The organism is Bradyrhizobium genosp. SA-4 str. CB756 (genome assembly GCF_000473125.1).
In the GTDB taxonomy this organism is placed as follows: domain Bacteria; phylum Pseudomonadota; class Alphaproteobacteria; order Rhizobiales; family Xanthobacteraceae; genus Bradyrhizobium; species Bradyrhizobium arachidis.
The window spans coordinates 7,902,109-7,922,135 of the sequence record NZ_KI421499.1; the positions used below are offsets into that span (position 1 = coordinate 7,902,109).

At 64.4% G+C, this 20,027-nt stretch carries 20 protein-coding genes; 13 read left to right on the forward strand and 7 right to left on the reverse strand.

All coding sequences use genetic code 11. The features are described 5' to 3' along the window. Positions 1–62: 62 nt before the first annotated feature. The 3 genes from BRAGE_RS0138205 (at position 63) to BRAGE_RS0138215 (ending at position 3,504) form a co-directional block, all read left to right on the forward strand. Entirely contained in the window at positions 63–1,037 is a 975-nt protein-coding gene (locus BRAGE_RS0138205; protein WP_027561790.1) for an NADPH:quinone oxidoreductase family protein, read from the forward strand. 442 nt (positions 1,038–1,479) lie between these two features. After that, on the forward strand, positions 1,480–2,325 hold the full coding sequence (locus BRAGE_RS0138210; RefSeq protein ID WP_027561789.1) for a hypothetical protein: 846 nt from the start codon (positions 1,480–1,482) through the stop codon (positions 2,323–2,325). A gap of 18 nt (positions 2,326–2,343) precedes the next feature. Beyond that, complete coding sequence (locus tag BRAGE_RS0138215) at positions 2,344–3,504, forward strand: TAXI family TRAP transporter solute-binding subunit (protein WP_027561788.1); 1,161 nt, start codon at positions 2,344–2,346, stop codon at positions 3,502–3,504. Between the two features lie 142 nt (positions 3,505–3,646). Here the strand turns inward: BRAGE_RS0138215 and BRAGE_RS0138220 are convergent, their stop codons facing one another. Together BRAGE_RS0138220 and BRAGE_RS0138225 are read right to left on the reverse strand one after the other, a co-directional pair. Further along, positions 3,647–4,039: a YkvA family protein gene (locus BRAGE_RS0138220; protein WP_027561787.1), complete on the reverse strand. Its 393-nt coding sequence runs from the start codon at positions 4,037–4,039 to the stop codon at positions 3,647–3,649. A gap of 101 nt (positions 4,040–4,140) precedes the next feature. Further along, entirely contained in the window at positions 4,141–4,431 is a 291-nt protein-coding gene (locus BRAGE_RS0138225) for a 4a-hydroxytetrahydrobiopterin dehydratase (RefSeq protein ID WP_027561786.1), read from the reverse strand. Positions 4,432–4,582: 151 nt separating this feature from the next. On the opposite strand from BRAGE_RS0138225, the gene BRAGE_RS0138230 reads away from it, so the two are divergent. Further along, positions 4,583–6,028, forward strand: coding sequence for a TAXI family TRAP transporter solute-binding subunit (locus BRAGE_RS0138230; RefSeq protein WP_027561785.1), 1,446 nt, complete (start codon positions 4,583–4,585; stop codon positions 6,026–6,028). A 172-nt stretch (positions 6,029–6,200) separates the two neighbouring features. Beyond that, positions 6,201–7,748: an alkaline phosphatase D family protein gene (locus tag BRAGE_RS0138235; RefSeq protein ID WP_027561784.1), complete on the forward strand. Its 1,548-nt coding sequence runs from the start codon at positions 6,201–6,203 to the stop codon at positions 7,746–7,748. 24 nt (positions 7,749–7,772) lie between these two features. Here the strand turns inward: BRAGE_RS0138235 and BRAGE_RS0138240 are convergent, their stop codons facing one another. Next, the gene (locus tag BRAGE_RS0138240) at positions 7,773–8,180 is read right to left on the reverse strand and encodes a response regulator (RefSeq protein WP_051378273.1); all 408 of its coding nucleotides are present in this window, start codon (positions 8,178–8,180) and stop codon (positions 7,773–7,775) included. Positions 8,181–8,344: 164 nt separating this feature from the next. On the opposite strand from BRAGE_RS0138240, the gene BRAGE_RS0138245 reads away from it, so the two are divergent. The 6 genes from BRAGE_RS0138245 to BRAGE_RS0138275 all read left to right on the forward strand — a co-directional run bounded on the left by BRAGE_RS0138245 (position 8,345) and on the right by BRAGE_RS0138275 (position 15,391). Beyond that, positions 8,345–9,109 carry a Crp/Fnr family transcriptional regulator gene (locus tag BRAGE_RS0138245; protein ID WP_027561782.1) on the forward strand — a complete coding sequence of 255 codons (765 nt, stop codon included), beginning with the start codon at positions 8,345–8,347 and terminating at the stop codon, positions 9,107–9,109. Positions 9,110–9,332: 223 nt separating this feature from the next. After that, the gene (locus BRAGE_RS0138250; RefSeq protein WP_027561781.1) at positions 9,333–10,049 is read left to right on the forward strand and encodes a prolipoprotein diacylglyceryl transferase family protein; all 717 of its coding nucleotides are present in this window, start codon (positions 9,333–9,335) and stop codon (positions 10,047–10,049) included. After that, the gene (locus BRAGE_RS0138255) at positions 10,030–11,475 is read left to right on the forward strand and encodes a radical SAM protein (RefSeq protein WP_027561780.1); all 1,446 of its coding nucleotides are present in this window, start codon (positions 10,030–10,032) and stop codon (positions 11,473–11,475) included. The genes BRAGE_RS0138250 and BRAGE_RS0138255 overlap by 20 nt, the downstream gene beginning before the upstream one ends. 223 nt (positions 11,476–11,698) lie before the next feature. Next, positions 11,699–11,980 (forward strand): hypothetical protein, encoded by a 282-nt coding sequence (locus BRAGE_RS0138265; protein WP_027561779.1) that lies wholly within the window; start codon positions 11,699–11,701, stop codon positions 11,978–11,980. A 239-nt stretch (positions 11,981–12,219) separates the two neighbouring features. Continuing rightward, complete coding sequence (typA, locus tag BRAGE_RS0138270; RefSeq protein WP_027561778.1) at positions 12,220–14,046, forward strand: translational GTPase TypA; 1,827 nt, start codon at positions 12,220–12,222, stop codon at positions 14,044–14,046. A gap of 100 nt (positions 14,047–14,146) precedes the next feature. Continuing rightward, positions 14,147–15,391: a flavin monoamine oxidase family protein gene (locus BRAGE_RS0138275; protein WP_027561777.1), complete on the forward strand. Its 1,245-nt coding sequence runs from the start codon at positions 14,147–14,149 to the stop codon at positions 15,389–15,391. Positions 15,392–15,395: 4 nt separating this feature from the next. Here the strand turns inward: BRAGE_RS0138275 and BRAGE_RS0138280 are convergent, their stop codons facing one another. From BRAGE_RS0138280 to BRAGE_RS0138295, 4 genes are read right to left on the reverse strand one after another with little or no spacing between them, the layout of a single operon-like run. Continuing rightward, positions 15,396–15,803 (reverse strand): thiol-disulfide oxidoreductase DCC family protein, encoded by a 408-nt coding sequence (locus BRAGE_RS0138280; RefSeq protein ID WP_027561776.1) that lies wholly within the window; start codon positions 15,801–15,803, stop codon positions 15,396–15,398. Then, positions 15,803–17,122: an SDR family oxidoreductase gene (locus BRAGE_RS0138285; protein ID WP_027561775.1), complete on the reverse strand. Its 1,320-nt coding sequence runs from the start codon at positions 17,120–17,122 to the stop codon at positions 15,803–15,805. Before BRAGE_RS0138285 ends, BRAGE_RS0138280 begins: the two co-directional genes overlap by 1 nt. Before the next feature lie 8 nt (positions 17,123–17,130). After that, positions 17,131–17,598, reverse strand: coding sequence for a DUF2269 family protein (locus BRAGE_RS0138290; protein WP_027561774.1), 468 nt, complete (start codon positions 17,596–17,598; stop codon positions 17,131–17,133). Further along, positions 17,595–18,494, reverse strand: a complete 900-nt coding sequence (locus BRAGE_RS0138295) for an alpha/beta hydrolase family protein (protein ID WP_027561773.1) — start codon at positions 18,492–18,494, stop codon at positions 17,595–17,597. Before BRAGE_RS0138295 ends, BRAGE_RS0138290 begins: the two co-directional genes overlap by 4 nt. 267 nt (positions 18,495–18,761) lie before the next feature. Here BRAGE_RS0138295 and BRAGE_RS0138300 point away from each other — a divergent pair, with 267 nt between their 5' ends. Then, on the forward strand, positions 18,762–19,271 hold the full coding sequence (locus BRAGE_RS0138300) for a GNAT family N-acetyltransferase (protein ID WP_008136728.1): 510 nt from the start codon (positions 18,762–18,764) through the stop codon (positions 19,269–19,271). A gap of 194 nt (positions 19,272–19,465) precedes the next feature. Continuing rightward, entirely contained in the window at positions 19,466–20,002 is a 537-nt protein-coding gene (gene ppa / locus BRAGE_RS0138305) for an inorganic diphosphatase (protein ID WP_027561772.1), read from the forward strand. Positions 20,003–20,027: the final 25 nt, after the last annotated feature.

A 20,027-nucleotide genomic window follows, 5' to 3' on the forward strand; every position in this document is an offset into this window, starting at 1 on the left:
GCAAAACCGGGCCAACGATAATTCCGCCCTGAAACGCCAAGTGCTCTCAAGAAGGTGCTGCCATGAAAGCCATCCTCTGCTCGCAATATTGCCAGCCCGACGATCTCGTGCTCGCCGAAGTGCCGGATCCGGTGGCGGGTCCCGGCGAAGCCGTGATCGCGATCAAGGCGGCGGCGCTGAATTTCTTCGACATCCTGATGATCCAGGGCAAGTACCAGATCAAGCCGCCGTTCCCGTTCTCGCCGGCCGCGGAAGTCGCCGGCGTGATCGAGAGCATTGGTCCTGGCGTGACCGATCTGAAGGTCGGCGATCGCGTGGTCGCCTCCTGCGGCCACAACGGTGCGCGCGAGAAGATCGCGCTGCCGGCGGCGTCGATCGTGAAGATTCCCGACAATCTCGACTACGACCGCGCGGCCGGCATCATCATCATCTACGGCACCGCGCTGCATGCGCTGGAAGATCGCGCGAGCCCGAAGCCGGGCGAGACGCTCGCGGTGCTTGGAGCTGCCGGCGGCACGGGCCTTGCGGCCTGCGAGCTCGGCAAGCTGATGGGCCTGAAGGTGATCGCCTGCGCCTCGTCGGACGAGAAGCTGGAATTCGCCAAAGCGCACGGCGCCGAACTGACGCTGAACTACGCCAAGGAAGATCTGAAGGAAGGCTTGAAAAAGCTCACCGGCGGCAAGGGCGTCGACATCGTCTTCGATCCCGTGGGTGGTGCGTATGCCGAGCAGGCGCTGCGCTCGATCGCCTGGGAAGGCCGCTTCCTCGTCATCGGCTTTGCCGCCGGTGACATTCCGAAGATGCCGCTCAACCTCGCGCTGCTGAAAGGCTGCGACATCCGCGGCGTGTTCTGGGGCGCCTGGACCCGACTCAACCCGGAGAAGAACCGCGCCAATCTCGAGAAGCTTGTGAAGTGGACCGCGGAAGGAAAGATTTCATCGCATGTCGATCGCACCTTCCCGCTGGCTCAAACCGCCGACGCCCTGAAGGTGCTGGCGGGACGTCAGGCCATGGGCAAGGTGATCCTGCATCCGTGAGGTGATGGGATGGCGGCGCGATACTGCGCGCACTCTCGCAATACATAAAACTGTCGTCGTCCGGCTTGACCGGACGACCCTGGATTCCAGAGACAGCAGAGACTTAGCCGAGAAGCCGCGGCGTACTGGATTCCCCGCCTTCGCGGGGCATGACAACGAAATTTGCGCGGGCAACGCAATGCCTTCCGCTGCGCGTGCGACGTTGCGCACGGTCCGGCTTGGTTAAAAATCCCTCAACGGATTACGCCAAAATGGCGGTGCATTCCCCGGCCTTGCCGCAATCAAACCCAAATATTTCCCGATTCGCGCAAACCGCCGTCGTTTTTTGGGCTGATTCAGACGGCGATTTACCGGTTCCAGTTTGCGGGGCGCTTCTGGACAATAATAAGAAGACTGAAGCCGGACTGCCCCCAGCGTTGCGTCAGTAATGGGGAGCATCACCATGGAGACGACGGCGTACCGTCAGTCCAGGGAGTCGCGGACGTTCGACTCCGATAATTCTGTGTCACAATCGTCCACCGCGGACTACATCCGTGCGCGTGCCGCACGGGCTGATCTTCCACAGGACGAGCCAATGCCGCTGTTCCTGTCCGACCCCCTCGGGGCGCCGGACCCGCGGGAATATGCGCCGCGGGCGCTGCGCTCGAGAACCAGGTTCATCCCGGCCATTCTCGGGACGGTTCTGGCCGTATCCGCGGCCACGATCCTGGCCGGGGTGTTTCAATCCGACCTGCGCGATCTCGTCGCCGCCTATGCCGGCGCCTCGACGCTGCAGACCGTCGCCTCTCCGCCGCCGGCTGCACGGCAGACCCCGGCCAAGGACGCGGCCCGCGTCACCAATGCGGTGCTGGCGAGCGCCGACGCTCAGAGCCTACCGGCGCCGCCGGTGCCGAGCCGCGAAGCGATCGCGAGCGCTTACCAGACTGCGCTCCAAGCCCAGACGCCCGTGCAAGCGCCCGCGCCTGTCGCAGCGCAGCCAGCACCACCACCGCCCGAGCCCGTCAGGACGCTCGACGCCGACACGCTGGCAGGATTGATGACGCGCGCGCGGAGCCTGATCGGCGTCGGCGACATCGCCGCGGCGCGCCTGCTGCTCGAACGCGCGGCCAATGCGAGGGATGCAACCGCCGCGCTGCTGCTGGCGCAGACCTACGATCCTGCGGTGCTCGGCACCAGCGACGCGCGGACCGTCATTGGCGACGCGTCCACCGCACGCGACTGGTACCAGCGCGCCGCAAGCCTCGGATCGGCGGAGGCGCGGCAGCGCCTCGGCCAACTCTCGAACTAGAACTCTTCAGAGGACACCATGCGTAACGTCTATCGAATGGCGCTCGCTGCCATCATGACCGTCTGTGCCTTCACCGCCCGCGCCGAGCAGACCGAATACGATCCGGCCAAAGTCTCGGACAGCCTGAAGGCCATCTTCCAGTTCGGCTCGACCTCGACCAAGCAGGCGCTGAACGCCAATACCGTCACGCTGATCACAGGTACGATCGGTGGCACCTATGTGCAATTCGGCGCCGACCTCGCCTCCGTGCTCGACGACGGCAACAAGATCCGCGTGCTGCCGATCGTCGGCCGCGGCTCGGTGCAGAGCGTCGCCGACATCCTGTTCCTGCAAGGCGTCGATCTCGGCATCGTGCGCGCCGACACGCTCGACTATCTCGAGCGCAAGGGCTTTGCCAAGGACATCAAAAAGCAGTTCACCTATGTGACCAAGCTCTACAATGAAGAGATGCAGGTCATCGCGCCGAAGTCGATCGCGACGCTGAAGGACCTCGAGGGCAAGAAGGTCAGCGTCGATCTGCCGAACGGCGGCACCTTCGTCACCGCACTGACGGTGTTCGAGCGGCTCGGGATCAAGGCGAACTTCGTCTATGTCGAGCAGCGCATCGCGATGGAGAAGCTGAAGGCCGGCGAGATCGACGCCGTCATCGTGGTCGGCGGCAAGCCGTACAAATCGGTCTCGACGTTCGGCAATGACGGCCGCTTCCATCTCGCCAAGGTGGACTACGCCAAGCCGCTGCAGAGCGACTATCTGCCGGCGACGCTCACGGCCAAGGACTATCCGAACCTGATCAAGGAGGGTGAGAGCGTCGACACGATTGCCGTGCCCGCGGTGCTCGCGGCCTATAATTGGGCGCCGAACACCGAGCGCTATCGCAAGCTCGCGCTGTTCGTGGACGCGTTCTTCACGAAATTCCCAGCGCTCCAGAACCCGCCGTTCCATCCCAAGTGGAAGGAAGTCTCGCTTCCCGCGCCGCTCGCCGGCTGGAACAGATTGCCGGTGGCGCAGCAATGGCTCGACAAGCACGGCGTGGAGCCGGTGACACGCCAGCGCTTCGAGGCGTTTTTGAAGCAGAATCCCGCGGCCGCGAAAGTGTCCGACGCGGAGAGGGAAACGCTGTTCAAGCAATTCCAGGCCTGGGACGCAGAGAAGGCGCGGACGGAGGCGGGGAAGAAGTAGCCCATACACTCAGCTGTCATCGCCCGGCTTGACCGGGCGATCCAGTATTCCGCGACGTCAGTGATTGAATCGAGAGCCGCGGCGTACTGGATTCCCCGCCTGCGCGGGGAATGACTAGGGAGTGTGGCTGAGGCCGCGCCTGCTACGCCGCTTCGGCATCCACATCCCCCTCGTCCACACCACGCTTCAACACAGCACGCGCGGCTTCGCGATGCTCGTTGGTGATGTGGCTCGCGACCATGCGGATGGCGGTGGCGAGCACGGCGGCGTCGTCGGTGAAGCCGAGGATCGGCATCACGTCGGGAACGAAGTCGAAGGGCAGGATGAAATAGGCGATCGCGCCCAGGAGCGAGGCCTGGACATGGCGCGGCGTCTGCCGGTCGAACGCGCAGTAATAAGCCGCGAGCAGATCTTCCGCGAACGGCAATTGCGCGGCAACGCGCTTCAGCTTGCGCCAGAAGCGACGGCGAACGCTCTCGCGATCCTCCGCGAGCCGATCGGCCGGCTCGAAACCGACGCTGTGTTCGGCAGCCATGTCCTGCAAACTCCCCGTTCAGCCAGGGCGGCAGATCGCCGCATCCATTGCTGATCACAAGATGGGGACGCTGCCCGCCCCGACAAGATGTAAGCCCGGTGTCAGCCGGCGATGGCGTTCATCTTCTGGGCGAGCTCGATATCGAGCCTGGTGACGCCGCCGGCGTCATGGGTCGAGAGCACCACCTCCACCGTCTTGTAGACGTTCCGCCATTCGGGATGATGGTCCATTTTCTCGGCGACCAGCGCCGCGCGGCTCATGAAGCCGAACGCCTCGTTGAAATCCTTGAAGACAAAGGTTTTCCCGATGGCCTCGCGGCCCTGGACCTCGGTCCAGCCCGGTATGGCGCCCAGCGCCTGCTTGCGTGCTTCCGCCGTCAGCCGCTCTGCCATGATCGCCTCCGTCCTTCAGGGGAACTTTACCCTAACACCGTGCATATGGCCCGGGTTCACCGGGATTTGGCCCATCCGCTAACCATGACGGAGATGTAACCCCTCCGGACAAGAAATTTGCTACAATTACGGGCGTAAATCGCCGGCCGAGATGAAACTGAGCCTCAAGCGCCTGTTCGGGAGATCGATGACCGGGGGTCTGGACCTGGCCGAAACACCCAACTCGACGTCGCCGCGATCAGCGGCGCGGCGTACCGCGCTTGTCTCTCTCGCATTGGTGCTCGCGATCATCGGCGCAATCACGGGCGGCTATTATTTCGCGATGCGGCCGGTGACGCTGAAGATCGCGGTCGGCCCCGCCAACAGCGACGACGTCAAGGTCGTGCAGACGCTGACGCAGGCCTTCTCGCAGAACAAGAGCTATGTGCGGCTGCGGCCGATCCAGACCGACGGCGCCACCGCCAGCGCCGAGGCGCTTGCGGAGAGCAAGGTCGATCTCGCCATCGTGCGCGGGGACGTCGACGTTCCCAAGAACGCGCAAGCGGTCGCGACCCTGCGCAAGAACGTCGTGGTGCTGTGGTCCGTGCCCGGCAAGGGCAAGAAGAAGGGCGCGAAGATCACCAAGATCGCGCAGCTCGCCGGTCATCGCGTCGGCGTGGTCGGCCGCACCCAGGCCAACGTCAATCTGCTCAAGGTGATCCTGCAGCAATACGGCGTCGATCCCGCCAAGGTCGAGATCATCCAGTTCCCGGCCAATGAAGCCGCCGAAGCGATCAAGGCCCAGAAGGCCGATGCCTATCTCGCGGCCGGTCCCGTCAACAGCAAGATCACGGCGGATGCGATCGCGGCCTCGGCCAAGGACGGTGGCACACCGACCTTCATCGCGATCGATTCCGCCGACGCGATCGCACAGAACCATCCGGTCTATGAAGCCTCGGAGATTCCTGCCGGCACCTATGGCGGCTCGCCTGACAGGCCCGAGGACGAGGTCAAGACCATCAGCTTCTCGCACCATATCGTGGCGCGCAAAGGCATCTCCGAAACCACCATCGCGGCATTCACCCGCCAGCTGTTCGCCGTGCGCCAGCAATTGGTGACGGAATTCCCGCTCGCGGCGAAGATCGAGACGCCCGACACCGACAAGGACGCCGTGATCCCCGTGCATCCGGGCGCCGCGGCCTTCGTCGACGGCGAGGAAAAGACCTTCCTCGACAAGTACAGCGATTTCATCTGGTGGGGCCTGATGGCGCTTTCGGCCATGGGCTCGCTCGGCGCCTGGTTTGCGGGCTACCTGAAGAAGGACGAGCGCGACAACAACAGCCATCTGCGCGAGCGCCTGCTCGACATGATCACGGCCGCGCGCAAGTGCGAGACGACCGAAGAGCTCGACCAGATGCAGACCGAGGCCGACGACATCCTGCGCGATACGCTGCGCTGCTATGATCACGGCGCGATCGAGGAAGCCGCGCTCACCGCCTTCAACATCGCGCTCGACCAATTCCACGCCGCGGTCGCCGACCGCAAGGCCGTGCTGTTCAGCCTGTCGCAGAACCTGCAACGTACGGGCGCGCAATTCCGGGCCGCCGGCAACGCGTAAACGCTTGCGCGCGTAATTGCTGCGTCACATTGTCTCAATATAGCTTGCGCCGTCATTCCGGGGCGATGCGCCAGCATCGAACCCGGAATCTCGAGATTCCGGGTCTGGTGCTCGCGCACCATCCCGGAATGACGGCGAGATGCGCACGAGACAGCCAGCCCGCGAGCCAGCCATGAAGATCAAATTCTCCCGCCGCCGTTTCCTCACCACCAGCGCCGGCGCGCTTGGTGCGATCGCGATGCCCCATCTGTCGCGCGCGGCCGACCGGCCGGCGGTGACACACGGCGTGCAATCGGGCGACGTCACCGTCGACGGCGGCGTGGTGTGGGCGCGCACCGATCGGCCCGCGCAGATGCTGGTCGAGGTGGCGACGACGGAATCGTTCAAGGACGCCCGCGCGCTGCCGCCGATCGCGGCCCTGCCCGAGAGCGACTTCACCGCCAAGATGCTGCTGGAGAATCTGCCGGGCGGCCAGGACATCTTCTACCGCGTCCGCTTCCGCGATCTCTCGCACACTGCGATCGAGGGCGAGCCGGTGGTGGGCCGTTTCCGCACCGCGCCGGCCGACCGCCGCGACATCAGCTTCGTCTGGGGCGGCGACGTCGCAGGTCAGGGCTGGGGCATCAATCCCGACGACGGCGGCATGTTCACCTTCTCCGCGATGCGCAAGCATCGTCCGGATTTCTTCCTGCATTCCGGCGACACCATCTATGCGGACGGCCCGATCCAGTCCGAGGTGAAGCTCGCGGACGGCAAGATCTGGAAGAACGTCACGATTCCGGAGAAGGCCAAGGTCGCGGAGACGCTGGACGAGTATCGCGCCGCGCACAAATACAATTTCACCGACGACAATGTCCGCGCCTTCAATGCCGAGGTGCCGATCTTCGTGCAGTGGGACGACCACGAGGTGACCAACAATTGGTCGCTGTCGAAGGAGCTGCCGGCGTCTTACAAGGTGCGCGACATTACGCTGCTCGCGGCGCGGGCGAGCCGCGCCTTCCACGAGATGTATCCGATGCGCGAGAGCATCGTCGAGCCCGGCCGCGTCTATCGCCAGATCTCCTACGGCCCGCATCTCGACGTGTTCGTGCTCGACGAGCGCAGCTATCGCGGTCCGAACGGCGCGAATCTCGAAACCGCTTACGGCCCGGCCGCCTACTTCCTCGGCCCCGACCAGATCGCCTGGCTCAAGCGCGGCCTGCTCAACTCGCGCGCGACCTGGAAGGTGATCGCGTCCGACATGCCGCTCAGCATCCTCGTCTATGACGATGCCGCAAACAAAAAAGGTTCGGAAGCGTTTGCGCAAGGCGATGGCCCGGCGCGCGGCCGCGAGTTCGAGATCGCCGACCTGCTGCGCTTCATCAAGATGGCACCGATCAAGAACACGGTATGGCTGACGGCCGACGTGCACTACGCGGCTGCGAACTACTACAACCCGGACAAGGCACAATTCCAGGAATTCGATCCGTTCTGGGAATTCGTCTCGGGCCCCCTGCACGCCGGGACGTTCGGGCCTGGCGAGATGGACAACACCTTTGGACCCGAGGTGCGCTTCGTCAAAGCGCCCGGCCCCGACAAGCAGAACCTGCCGCCCTCGGCCGGCATGCAGTTCTTCGGTCACGTCAAGATCGACGGCGTTTCCGGCCAGATGACGGTGACCTTGCGCGACCGTGCCGACGTCGCGCTGTGGTCGACCACGCTCGATCCGAAGCTTGGCTGAAGCCGCGCGGACGCGAGTGAGCGATCAGGCGCCGCGCGAGCGCAGCGCGGCCTCCAGCGCGTCGCTCGAGCAGGGCTTTTGCAACCGGGGCCGCGCCTTGAATTCGGCCGGGATCCGGGTTTCGGCGCCATAGCCGGTCACGAAGACGAACGGGATTTGCGCCGCCGCCAGCCGCTCGGCGACGGCGAAGCTTTTCTCGCGGCCGAGCTCAACATCGAGCAGCGCGAAATCCGGCGCATGCACCGCGATCGCGTCCAGCGCCTGCGCGACCGATCCGACGGTGCGCACGCTCTTCGCGCCAAATCCAAGCAGGCGGTCCTCGAAATCGATGGCGATGATCGGATCGTCCTCGACGATCAGAATATCGCTGGGCACGTCGGCCGAGGCGTCCGGGGAGGCTGGTATCATGGTGTTGGCTATCGAGGGCTGCATGTTTTTTTTGCCTTAAGGACAGCCTCAGCCCGATGCCTGCGCCCAGCGCATCGGAGGGTTCCAGGAACGAAACTCACCACAGAACAGTTTTGACGTCTGTCCACTTGTGCACACAGCCAGGACGCGGAACTCGCTAGTGTCGAAAGGAGAGCAGGGGATCGACGATGGACGCGCGCATCAGCAAGACAACCGAGGTCGATACTAGGCCCGCAAATAATCTGTTGCGGCGGTTGAGCGCGGCGGATTACGCGCTGCTCGCGCCGCACGTCTCCGTCGACAAGGCTGCGGCGAGCGAACTGCTCTACAGTCCCGGCGACGATGTCCAGGTGGTTCACTTTCCCTGCGGCCCGTCGCTTGCGACTTTTCTCGTCCCCAATGAAGACGGCCGTGATGTCGAGACCATTCTGGTCGGCCGCGAGGGCGCGGTGGGCGGCATCGTCAGCGAGGGATTTCTGCCGGCCTATACCCGCATCTGCGTCAAGTTCGGCGGACCGTTTGCGCGCATCCATGTCGGCAAGCTCGAAGCGGCCAAGCAGCGCTCGGCCTCGCTGCGCAACATCTTTGCCCGCTACGCCGACTGCATGCTGGCGCAGATCTTCCAGTCCACCGCCTGCAATGCCATCCACTCGATCGAGCAGCGCACGGCCAAATGGATTCTGGCGGCGATGGAGCGCACCGGCGACGACAGCAGCGTGCCGCTGACTCACGAGCAGCTCGCGACGCTGCTCGGTGTGGGCCGCAGCTACGCCAGCCGCGTGCTCCAATCGTTCAAGGCAGAAGGTGTGCTCGATACGAGACGCGGTTCGATCCTGGTCCGCAACCGCGACGGCCTGCGCCTGCGCGCCTGCCTGTGCAACGACGCGGTGAAGATGCACTTCGAGGAGGTGCTGCGAGGGGTGTATCCGACCGAAGAGCGCGAGGCCGGCTAGGGTCTCGCTTCTTCCTTCTCCCCTTGTGGGAGAAGGTGGCTTCGCGAAGCGAAGCCGGATGAGGGGTCTCTATCCTCGCACACCGCAGCGGCTGAATTCGCGGAGACAACCCCTCACCCAAATGAGGTTGTGGCTAATGCGGAGCTGCCCTCTCCCGCAAGGGGAGAGGGCACACAAATGCGCCCCGCGCTTTTGAACGTGATCGTGCTATGGTTGTACCCGCATGAGCGGGGCTTTTCTTCACACGGTCTTCGATATCGCGGCGTGGCTGGCGGCAGCGGCTGCCGTTTACTGGCTGTCGCGACAGGGTTTGCGGTTTCCGGCGCAATCGTTCGAGCTGCCCTACATCGCCGCGCTGGTGTTCGGCGCCGGCCTTGGCGCCTATCTGTTCGGCTCGGTCAATCTGTGGCTGTCGGGGCAGAGCGGCATTGCGCGTTCGGTCGAGGGCGCGCTCGCCGGCGGCATCGTCGCGATCGAGCTCTACAAATGGACCGCAGGCATCGCCGTGCGCACCGGCGCGCGGTTCGCCCTGCCGCTGGCCCTCGGCGTCGCGATCGGGCGGCTCGGCTGCTATTTCGCGGGCCTTGACGATTTCACCTACGGCACGCCGACGGCATTGCCCTGGGGCCACGATTTCGGCGACGGCATTCTTCGCCACCCCGTGCAGCTCTATGAGAGCGCGGCGATGGCCCTGTTCGCGCAGCTCTATGTGCTGGCGGTCGTGAACCGGAATGCGTTTGTGATCACCAATGGTTTCTACCTGGTTCTCGCTTTTTATGGAGCGCAGCGCTTCCTGTGGGAATTCCTCAAGCCTTATGGGACGCTGATCGGGCCCTTCACGCTGTTTCACCTGCTGTCGCTCTCCATCCTGCTCTACGCCGCCGTCATGCTGGCGACGGCGCCCCAAGCGAGGCCTGTGCATGAACGCGCCGCTGCGTAAGTCGCGCCCCTACATCTTCTGGGGCCAGACTCAGTCCCTTTGCGAGATCTGCCTGAAGCTGGTGCCGACGAAGATCCAGATCCTCGACAACGAGGTCTGGTACGAAAAGCGCTGCCGGGAGCATGGCGTTCAATCGACGCTCGTCTCCACCGACGCGGCCTATTGGCGCCTGTGCAAGGATTTCATCAAGCCGGGCGACCGGCCGCTGCAATTCCAGCAACGCACCGAATTCGGTTGCCCCTATGATTGCGGCCTCTGTCCCGACCACGAGCAGCATTCCTGCCTCGCCCTGATCGAGATCACCGAGCACTGCAATCTCACCTGCCCGGTCTGCTTCGCAGACTCCGCGCCGGCCCGAACGAAATTCACCCCGCTCGCGACGGTCGAGAAGATGCTCGACGCGCTGGTCGCCAGCGAGGGCGAGCCAGATCTGGTGCAGATTTCCGGCGGCGAGCCGACGCTGCATCCGGATTTCTTCGAGATTCTCGACGCCGTGCGCGCCCGTCCGATCCGCCACGTCATGATCAACACCAACGGCCTGCGCGTCGCCCGCGAGAAGGATTTCGTGGCGCGGCTCGCCGAGAACAGGCGCGGGCTGGAGGTCTATCTCCAGTTCGATTCGCTCCAGCGCGATGCGCTGATCAATCTGCGCGGCGCGGACTTGCGAAAAATCCGCCAGCAGGCGCTGGAGAATCTCGAGCATTACGGCGTGTCGACCACGCTGGTCGCGACCATCAAGCGCGGCGTCAACGATGGCGAGATCGGCGACATCGTCCGCCATGCGCTCACCTGGACATGCGTGCGCGGCGTCACGCTCCAGCCGGTGCAGGACGCGGGCCGCAACGAGAATTTCGACAAGACCACCGACCGCATCATGCTGTCGGAGATCCGCAACCGCGTCATCGAGACCGGTGTGTTCGGCGACAAGGACATGATCCCGCTGCCCTGTAACCCCGAGAGCATCTCGATCGGCTACGGCCTGCGCAACGGCGAGAAGGTGCTGCCGCTGACGTCGCTGATCTCGCAGGAGCAGCTGGTTGCGGTGATGCCCAACACCATCAGCCCGGAAAAATATCCGATGCTGCGGGAGAAATTCCAGGAAAAGTTCTTGGACCTGTTCTCGCTGTCGTCGGGTCCTCTGAACACGAGCGAGCGCGTCTGCGAATTGCTATGCTGCCTGCCGAGCTTCGAGGTGCCGGAAGGACTCACTTACGAAAACGTCTTCCGCGTCACCATCGTGCAGTTTCTCGACCGCTTCAATTTCTGCGTCGGCAACGTCAAGCGCTCTTGCATCCATTTCGTGACGGAGCAGGGCGCGATCATTCCGTTCGACACCTACAATCTGTTCTATCGGAACGGCAAGATCGACGGCATCCGCGCTGCGCTCGCGGCAGAGACCAGCGCGGAAGGGGCCTTGCAGGAATGAGCGACATCGAGGGCGCGCCGGCCTCGCAGCCACCAGCGGAGCCTCCCGTTCAACCGCCGCGAGGCGGTCCGGGCGAAGGCGGTTGCATGTCCTGGATCGTGGCGATCGTCGGATTGCTCGTCTTGCTCGTTCTTATTTGCGTCATGATCCTTAGCCGAGACAATGTCCTGACCAGGCGCTGGGTAGGAACAGGCGCACTCGTCGCGTTAACGGGGGTCCGGGAATGAACGACGCGCCTCCTCCAATCGCGCCGAGCCAACCCTCGCCGGAAAGACGGCACGGCTGCCTGACCGCGCTCATGGTGATCTCAGGGGTCGTCCTGCTGCTGCCGGGTCTCTGCGCCCTGGTGTTCGGCGGAGGTTCGGTGATCGACGGGGGCAAGATCGATTCGGACATCGCGCCGCTGGTCTTCCTGGGCCTGGTCGTCGGCATCGGAGGCGTCGCCCTGATCTGGGCGGCGATCAAGGGGCGGAAGGCCCCGACCCATCCCGGAACCCAGCCCTAAGCCCCGGGAATTCCCGGACAAAATTCAGTCAACCAACCAGCAAAGAACGCATTGTTTTTTGGCGGTTTTTGCATATATTGCGCCGCAAACGCGTAGGGTGCCCGGTCGAGCTGACCGGGCTTCCTTTTTGGGCGAAGCCGGCCCCGTTTTCCACGTTTCCAGCGTTGTCCGTGAAGAGGTCCCGGTCCGACCGGCGAGATCGCGCTTAACCCATTGTTTGACCGCAAAGAAGCTCACTCATGAACCTCCGCAACGTCGCCATCATCGCCCACGTCGACCACGGCAAGACGACCCTCGTCGACAAGCTCCTCCAGCAGTCCGGCACGTTCCGCGAGAACCAGAAGGTGACCGATCGCGCCATGGACTCCAACGACCTGGAGCGCGAGCGCGGCATCACCATTCTGGCCAAGGCGGCCTCGGTGCAGTGGAAGGACACCCGCATCAACATCGTCGATACCCCCGGCCACGCCGATTTCGGCGGTGAGGTCGAGCGTATCCTGAACATGGTCGACGGCGCCCTGGTGCTGGTCGACGCCGCCGAAGGCCCGCTGCCGCAGACCAAGTTCGTGGTCTCCAAGGCGCTCAAGGTCGGCCTCAAGCCGATTGTCGTCATCAACAAGGTCGACCGCCCTGACGCGCGCCCGACCGAGGTCATCAACGAGGTGTTCGACCTGTTCGCGGCGCTCGACGCCAGCGAGGAGCAGCTCGACTTCCCGATCCTCTACGGGTCGGCCAAGCAGGGCTGGATGGCCGATAGCCCCGAGGGTCCGCAGGACAAGGGCATGGAGCCGCTGTTCGACCTGGTGCTGCGCCACGTCGCGCCACCGAAGGTCGAGGAAGGCCCGTTCCGCATGATCGGCACCATCCTCGAGGCCAACCCCTATCTCGGCCGCATCATCACCGGCCGCATCTCGTCCGGCGTGCTCAAGCCGAACCAGCAGGTCAAGGTGCTGCATGCCGACGGCAAGCTGGTCGAGTCCGGGCGCATCACCAAGATCCTGGCGTTCCGCGGTCTCGAGCGCACCCCGCTCGATGAGGCCGAAGCCGGCGACATCGTCGCCATCGCGGGCCTCACCAAGGGCACCGTCGCCGACACCTTCTGCGATCCCACCGTCGAGGTGCCGCTGCCGGCGCAGCCGATCGATCCGCCGACCGTGTCGATGTCGTTCATCGTCAACAACTCCCCGCTCGCCGGCACCGAAGGCGACAAGGTGACGAGCCGCATGATCCGCGACCGCCTGCTGCGCGAGGCCGAGGGCAACGTCGCGCTGCGCGTCGTCGAATCCGCCGACAAGGATGCGATGGAAGTGTCGGGCCGCGGCGAATTGCAGCTCGCGATCCTGATCGAGACCATGCGCCGCGAGGGCTTTGAGCTCTCGGTGTCGCGTCCGCGCGTCGTGTTCCAGAAGGACGAAGCCACCGGCGCCACCATGGAGCCGATCGAGGAGGTCGTGATCGACGTCGACGAGGAGCATTCCGGCGTCGTCGTGCAGAAGATGAGCGAGCGCAAGTCCGAGCTGATCGAGATGAAGCCGTCCGGCGGCAACCGTCAGCGCCTGGTGTTCTACGCGCCGACCCGCGGCCTGATCGGCTACCAGGGCGAGCTGCTTACCGACACCCGCGGCACCGCGATCATGAACCGCCTGTTCCACGGCTATGCGCCGTACAAGGGCGAGATCCAGGGCCGCCGCAACGGCGTCCTGATCTCCAACGACCAGGGCGAGGCGGTGGCCTACGCCATGTTCAAGCTGGAAGACCGCGGCCCGATGATGATCGAGCCGGGCTGGAAGGTCTACAAGGGCATGATCGTCGGCGAGCACACCCGCGACAACGATCTCGAGATCAACGTGCTCAAGGGCAAGCAGCTCACCAACATCCGCACGACGTCGAAGGACGAAGCCGTGCGCCTGACCCCGCCGATCCGCATGACCTTGGAAAAGGCGCTCGCCTATATCGAGGACGACGAGCTCGTCGAGGTCACCCCGAAGTCGATCCGCCTGCGCAAAAAGCACCTCGACCCGAACGAGCGCAAGCGCGCGGAAAAGGCCAAGGAAGCGGTGGCGTAAGCAGGCGAATGGGGAATGGCGAGTAGGGAATAGGGGCGTTTGCCAGAACCGGCGTTATCTATATTCTATTCGCCACTCGCTACTCACCATTCGCTGCTCCATGCCCCTCCCCTCCTCCGTCGACGTCGCGATCATCGGGGCCGGTGCCGCCGGCCTCGGCGCCGCACATGCGCTCGCGGGCTCGGGCCTCTCCGTGATCGTGCTGGAGGCGCGGGGCCGGCTCGGCGGCCGCGCCTGGACCGTACAGGCCTCGCCCGATGTCATCTTCGATGTCGGCTGCGGGTGGCTGCACTCGGCCGACAAGAACTCCTTCGTCGCAATTGCCAAGAGACTGAATTTCGAGGTCAACACCGATCTGCCGCCCTGGCGCGATCGTGCCTTTGGCGAGGTGTTTCCGGAGCGTGAGCGGGATGAGTTCGCGCGCACGATCGACGAATTCTACGAGCGCGTCAGCGAAGCTGCGGAAGCGGGCGAGGATGCACCGGCCGAGCGCTATCTCGAGCCGGGCAATCGCTGGAACCCGATGATCAACGCCGTCTCGACCTATGTGAACGGCTGTGAGCTCGATCGGGTCTCGATCCTCGACATGGACGCCTACGAAGACACCTATTTCAATTGGCGCGTCCGCGCCGGGTATGGTGCGCTGATCGCGGCCTATGGTGCCGCCTGCCCGGTGGCACTGAACTGCAACGTCTCCATGATCGACCATTCCGGCCGGCGCATCCGGATCGAGACGTCGTCAGGCACGCTCACCGCGGACAAGGTGATCGTCACGGTGCCGACCAATCTGATCGCCGACGAAGCAATCCGGTTCTCGCCGCCGCTGCCGGCCAAGGTCGATGCCGCGTGCGGCCTGCCGCTCGGCGCCGACGACAAGGTGGTGCTGGCGCTGGAGGATGCGGAAGCCTTTCCGAAGGAAGGCAATCTGCGCGGCGCCACCATGCGCACCGCAATGGGCACCTACCACATCCGCCCGTTCGGCCAGCCCTGCATCGACGGATTTTTCGGCGGCCGCTTCGCGCGCGAATTGGAGGACGCCGGCGAGGGCGCCTTCGCCGCACAGAGCATCGACGAGATCGCGGACTATTTGGGCAACGACATCCGCCGCAAGCTGAAGCCGCTGGCAGAGTCGCGCTGGGGCTACGACCCCCTTGCCCGCGGCGCCTATTCGCATGCGCTCCCCGGCCACGCCGGCGATCGCGCCGTGCTGGCCGCGCCGGTCGACGGCCGGCTGTTCTTTGCCGGAGAAGCAACGTCGCCGCACTTTTTCTCGACGGCCCATGGCGCGCGGGACAGCGGCGAGCGGGCGGCGAAGGAAGTGCTGGTGGCTCTGGTCAAGCCGTAACGAATTACTCGATCACCCGGGCCCGCAGATCAGCATCCGGCACGAAGCACGCGTCGTACTTCCCAAAAATGCGATAGCGGTTGCGCGCGATGAGGCTGTAGACGGGATCGCGCAGCGGCTTCGGCACGGCGAACAGCGCCCGCACCCACGCCCAGCCGGGGAGCTGCGAGAGCACGGTCAGCGCGGCGTCCGACTTCATGAACACCTCTCCGCCATGGACGACGGCATTGGTATCGGGATCATCAGGATTGATGCCGAAAGCGCGCGCCAGCCGCGCGCCATAATCCGACTGGATCGGCGTGAAGCGAAACCGCTTCGCGGTGTCGCGCTTGGCGACGAACCGCACCCAGCGCGAGCAGAAGATGCAAACGCCATCGAACAGAATGACATCATCGTCGGGCCATTTGCTCATTAGCGATTATCCAGCATCAAGAGCGCGACCAGCATCAGCACGATGGCCGGCCCCGTCTTCACCAGCGCGCCCAGCGGCTCGATCCAGAGGTCGGGCGTGAGGATCGCAGCGCCGAACATATAGCCGAGCGAAGCAACAATGCCCGCAACCAGCCCGATCGCGGCGGTGCGGCGGAAGGCGATCAGCACGCCGATGCTCATGTCCATCAGGCTGGTGCCAATGGTGATGGGATCGACCAGCGCCGGCGGAAAGTTGTGCGCGCTCAGGATGCTGGCAGCGGCGCGATAGGACACGAACAGCGCGATGAAGCCGGAGACGAGCCAGAACGCGACCAGGCTGGCGAATATCAGTGCTTTCACCAGGAACAGCCGCGCGAACCATTTATCCTGGATGGTGGCAGGATGGCGCCCGATCGTCTCGGCGAGCGACTTCGGTGCGATGCCGGTGGCGGCGATCCATGCCGAGGGATCGCCGACGACGCCGCGGCGCAGTTCGGCGATGGCGGTGGAGCGCATCGGCGGCGTCCAGCCGAGATAATTGGCGAGATCGCCGATCCTCGCACCGAGATCGAGCATGAGCGAGGGCATGGCGAGGCGAGGCCAGCCGTCCGTACCGAAGGCGCGGCGGAATTGCTTGATGACGCCGGCCATCGTGACCGGCGCGGCCTGCATCAGGTCCCAGGTCACGGCTTTCACGCCGGCATCGCCGATGTCGCGCGCGGCGAGCCAGGCGATAGTGGCCGAAATATCATCGACCGCCACAGGCTGGAACGGCGTCGCCATTTCCTTTGCAGGCAGGTCGAGCGGAAAGGCGGCGAGCGCGCGCAGCATGGCGCTGCCGCCATAGGCCGACGGCGCAACGACAAAGCCGGGCCGCAGGATGGCGTGGGGGATGCCGGAGGCCGCGATCAGGCGTTCGGCCTCGCGCTTGGTCGTTGCGAAGGCGGTGCGATCGGCCTCTGCGGTCCCGGGAATAGAGATGTGAACCAGCCGGATCGCGCGGCCGCTGTCGGCAGCGGCCTGAAGCAGGCGCGCGACGAAATCGCGGTGCACCGCATTGGTATCACTGCCGGGTCCATCCTGGAGCACGCCGAGACAGTTGACGACGACATCCACCGCGTGCTCGCCAAACAAGCGCGTCAGCGCGGCCGCATCGAGCGACAGGATCGGCAGCTCGAGATCCAGCGCGCTCGTCTTCTGCGCCGGCGACAGGCTGCGCGCCATGCCGACGACGCGAAAGCCGCGGGCGCGCAGGTCGTCGGTGACGAAGCGGCCGATCAGGCCGGAGGCGCCGAGCACCAAGATGGTCCGCTCACTCATCACTTCTCTCAAAATGGTTTGGCGATCATCAACCACAGGATCAGCATCGTCGCGCCGAAGCCGGGGAAGCCGAATGCAAACCAGCGGCGGAACAGGGCGAAGTAGCGCTCCGGCAGCGCGCTGCGTTGCTCGGCGGCCTTGCGCGCGAGATCGCGCATCTCGATCTGCATGAAGACGACGGGCACCCAGAACAGGCCGGCAAAGACGTAGAGCGCGAGCGAGGCCAGCAGCCAGCGCTCGGTGACCGGCGTCGCCGACAGCATCATCAGCAAGCCGCCCGTGAGCGGCTGGAGCAGCACGGCGGAGAGCGTGAAGATCGCATCCGCGATCACCACCACCGACGCGGTGCGCGCGATGAATGCTGCGTCGTTGGTGCGATGGGCCATCAGCATGAAGAAGGCGATACCGGTTCCGGTGCCGAGGATGACGACGGCGCCGAGCACATGGAGAAATTTGACCAGGAAATACAGCGTCATGGCTTCTTGGTCGCCACAGGTCTGGACGGGTTCAGCGCGCGCGCGAGCTCGCTGCTTGCGGCTTTGACCCCGGCTTCGGTCTCGATCATCCAATGACCCTCGCTGCCGACAGCGGGCAGTGTGCGGAAATCGGCCTTGCCGCCGCTGGCGCGAAACGCATCCGCCAATGCTTTCGAGAATGCCGGCGCAAAATAGCTGTCGTTGGCTGCAACGAGCCATGTGACGGGAATCCGCGCCGCCTTGCCGAACTCAGCCACGGCCGCCAGAAGCGTATGCGGCGCGCAGATCCGGTTCGGCTCATCATTGGCGTGGCCACCGCGGCCCGGCGCGAACGCGATGATCGCAGCGACGGCGTTCGGATCGGCATTGGCCAGCGCCAGCGCGCCCCAGCCGCCGGCGGAATGGCCGATCACGATGACTGCGTCCTTACGAATAAAATCCTGCTTTCGCAGGAATTCCAGCGCGCGCGTGATTTCGTCCGCCGTTGCGCGACCGGAGCGCGTGTAATCCGCTTCATCGCAGCCGCCCTGGTCCTCGACATAGCGGCCGCCACTCGCACCATGACCGAGCCGCTCCGGCACCAGCACGGCAAAGCCACGTGCGACGAGAAAGGCCGTGAGCGCGCGGTATTCCGGCTGCGGCATTTGCGCGCGACGCAAGACGTTCTGCGTCGAGGCATGCGCGATCACCGCGAGCCGGAATGGACCAGCGCCGGCAGGGCGAAACAACAGCGCATGCGCGGCAATGTCGTCGTCGGGCGATGGCACACGCCATTGTTGCCGGCGAAACGGTTCGCCCTCCTCACCCGACGCACCGAATGTGACCTCTGCACACAGCGGTGCCGTAGTCAGCAAGGCCAGCACAGGCAGGAGAGCGAGAGCGTTGAAGAGCCGCATGAATTGCCAAAGGCGAACACGGACAACCAACAGTGAGACTAGTAGGAACGAATCATTCTGGGCGGACTTTCTGCGCTGCCATTGCCATTCATTCGTTGCCGCAAGGCAGTTTTGCACCGACGCATGGCGCTGCGATGCCATTCGAACTGGCGTCCTGTCTTTTTTCGGTACAACATGGTTCAAATACTGATGCACAAAGTCCACACGTTAACCGATAATTAACGATAGGTCTTGCCGCCGGCGCGGCGACTTGGTTTGATCACGCCCATGAGCACAACCCTGATCGAGGTCCGGCCGGCCAAAGCTGCAGATGCAACTGCGGTGGCGTCCACCCATGACGAAGCCTGGCGTTCCGCCTATCAGGGCATCATTCCCGGCGCTGAACTGGAAAAGCTGATCAACCGTCGCGGACCGCAATGGTGGGACAGCGCGATCCGCAAGGGCAGCCGCGTCAGCGTGCTCGTGTTCGGCGACAAGATCGCGGGCTATGCGAACTATGGTCGCAACCGCGCCCGCAGCCTGCACTTCGACGGCGAGATCTACGAGCTCTATCTGCGCCCCGAATTCCAGGGCCTCGGCTTCGGCCGTCGCCTGTTCGCCGCCGCCCGCCGCGACCTGATGCAGAGCGGCCTGAAGAGCATGGTTGTGTGGGCGCTCTCGGACAACGATCCCGCGACCGAGTTCTACCGTGCCCTGGGCGGCCGGATGGTGGCGCGCTCGTCCGAGCGTTTCGGGCCGAAGTCGCTCGACAAGGTTGCCTTCGCTTGGACTAACTAAGATTTGGACCAATTAAGCTGCTGAAAGATTAGCCGGCAGCTTTTCCCTCCGTCGATACCGCCAGCCTTTTCCGCCGGTGATCGCGGGATTCATTATTTCGCAAAAACGCGATGGATCGACGGGCCAAGCCCGCGTATGACAGCGCCAAAATCGCTGCCGGGCGCGATTTAACCTCGGCAATAACGGAGTCTTGAATGCGTATCGATGCGGTCTCGATCGGGAAAAGCGTCCCCCACGACGTCAACGTCATTATCGAAGTCCCCGTGGGCGGCGAACCGATCAAATACGAGATGGACAAGGAGGCCGGCACGCTTGTCGTCGACCGCTTCCTGTACACGCCGATGCGTTACCCCGGTAACTACGGCTTCATCCCGCACACGCTGTCAGACGATGGCGATCCCTGCGACGTGCTGATCATCAACACCCGTGCCATCATCCCTGGCGCCGTGATGAGCGTGCGCCCGGTCGGCGTGCTGTTCATGGAAGACGAGGCCGGCGGCGACGAGAAGATCCTTGCGGTGCCGTCGTCGAAGCTGACGCAGCGCTACGACAAGGTGAAGTCGTATTCCGACCTGCCCGACATCACGCTGCAGCAGATCCAGCACTTCTTCGAGCACTACAAGGATCTCGAGAAGGGCAAGTGGGTGAAGATCCTGCGCTGGGGCGGCCCGGACGAAGCCCACAAGCTGATCCTCGAAGGCATCGAGCGCGAGAAGAAGAAGAAGGGCTGAGCTTTCCCCCTCACCCGGCTTGCTT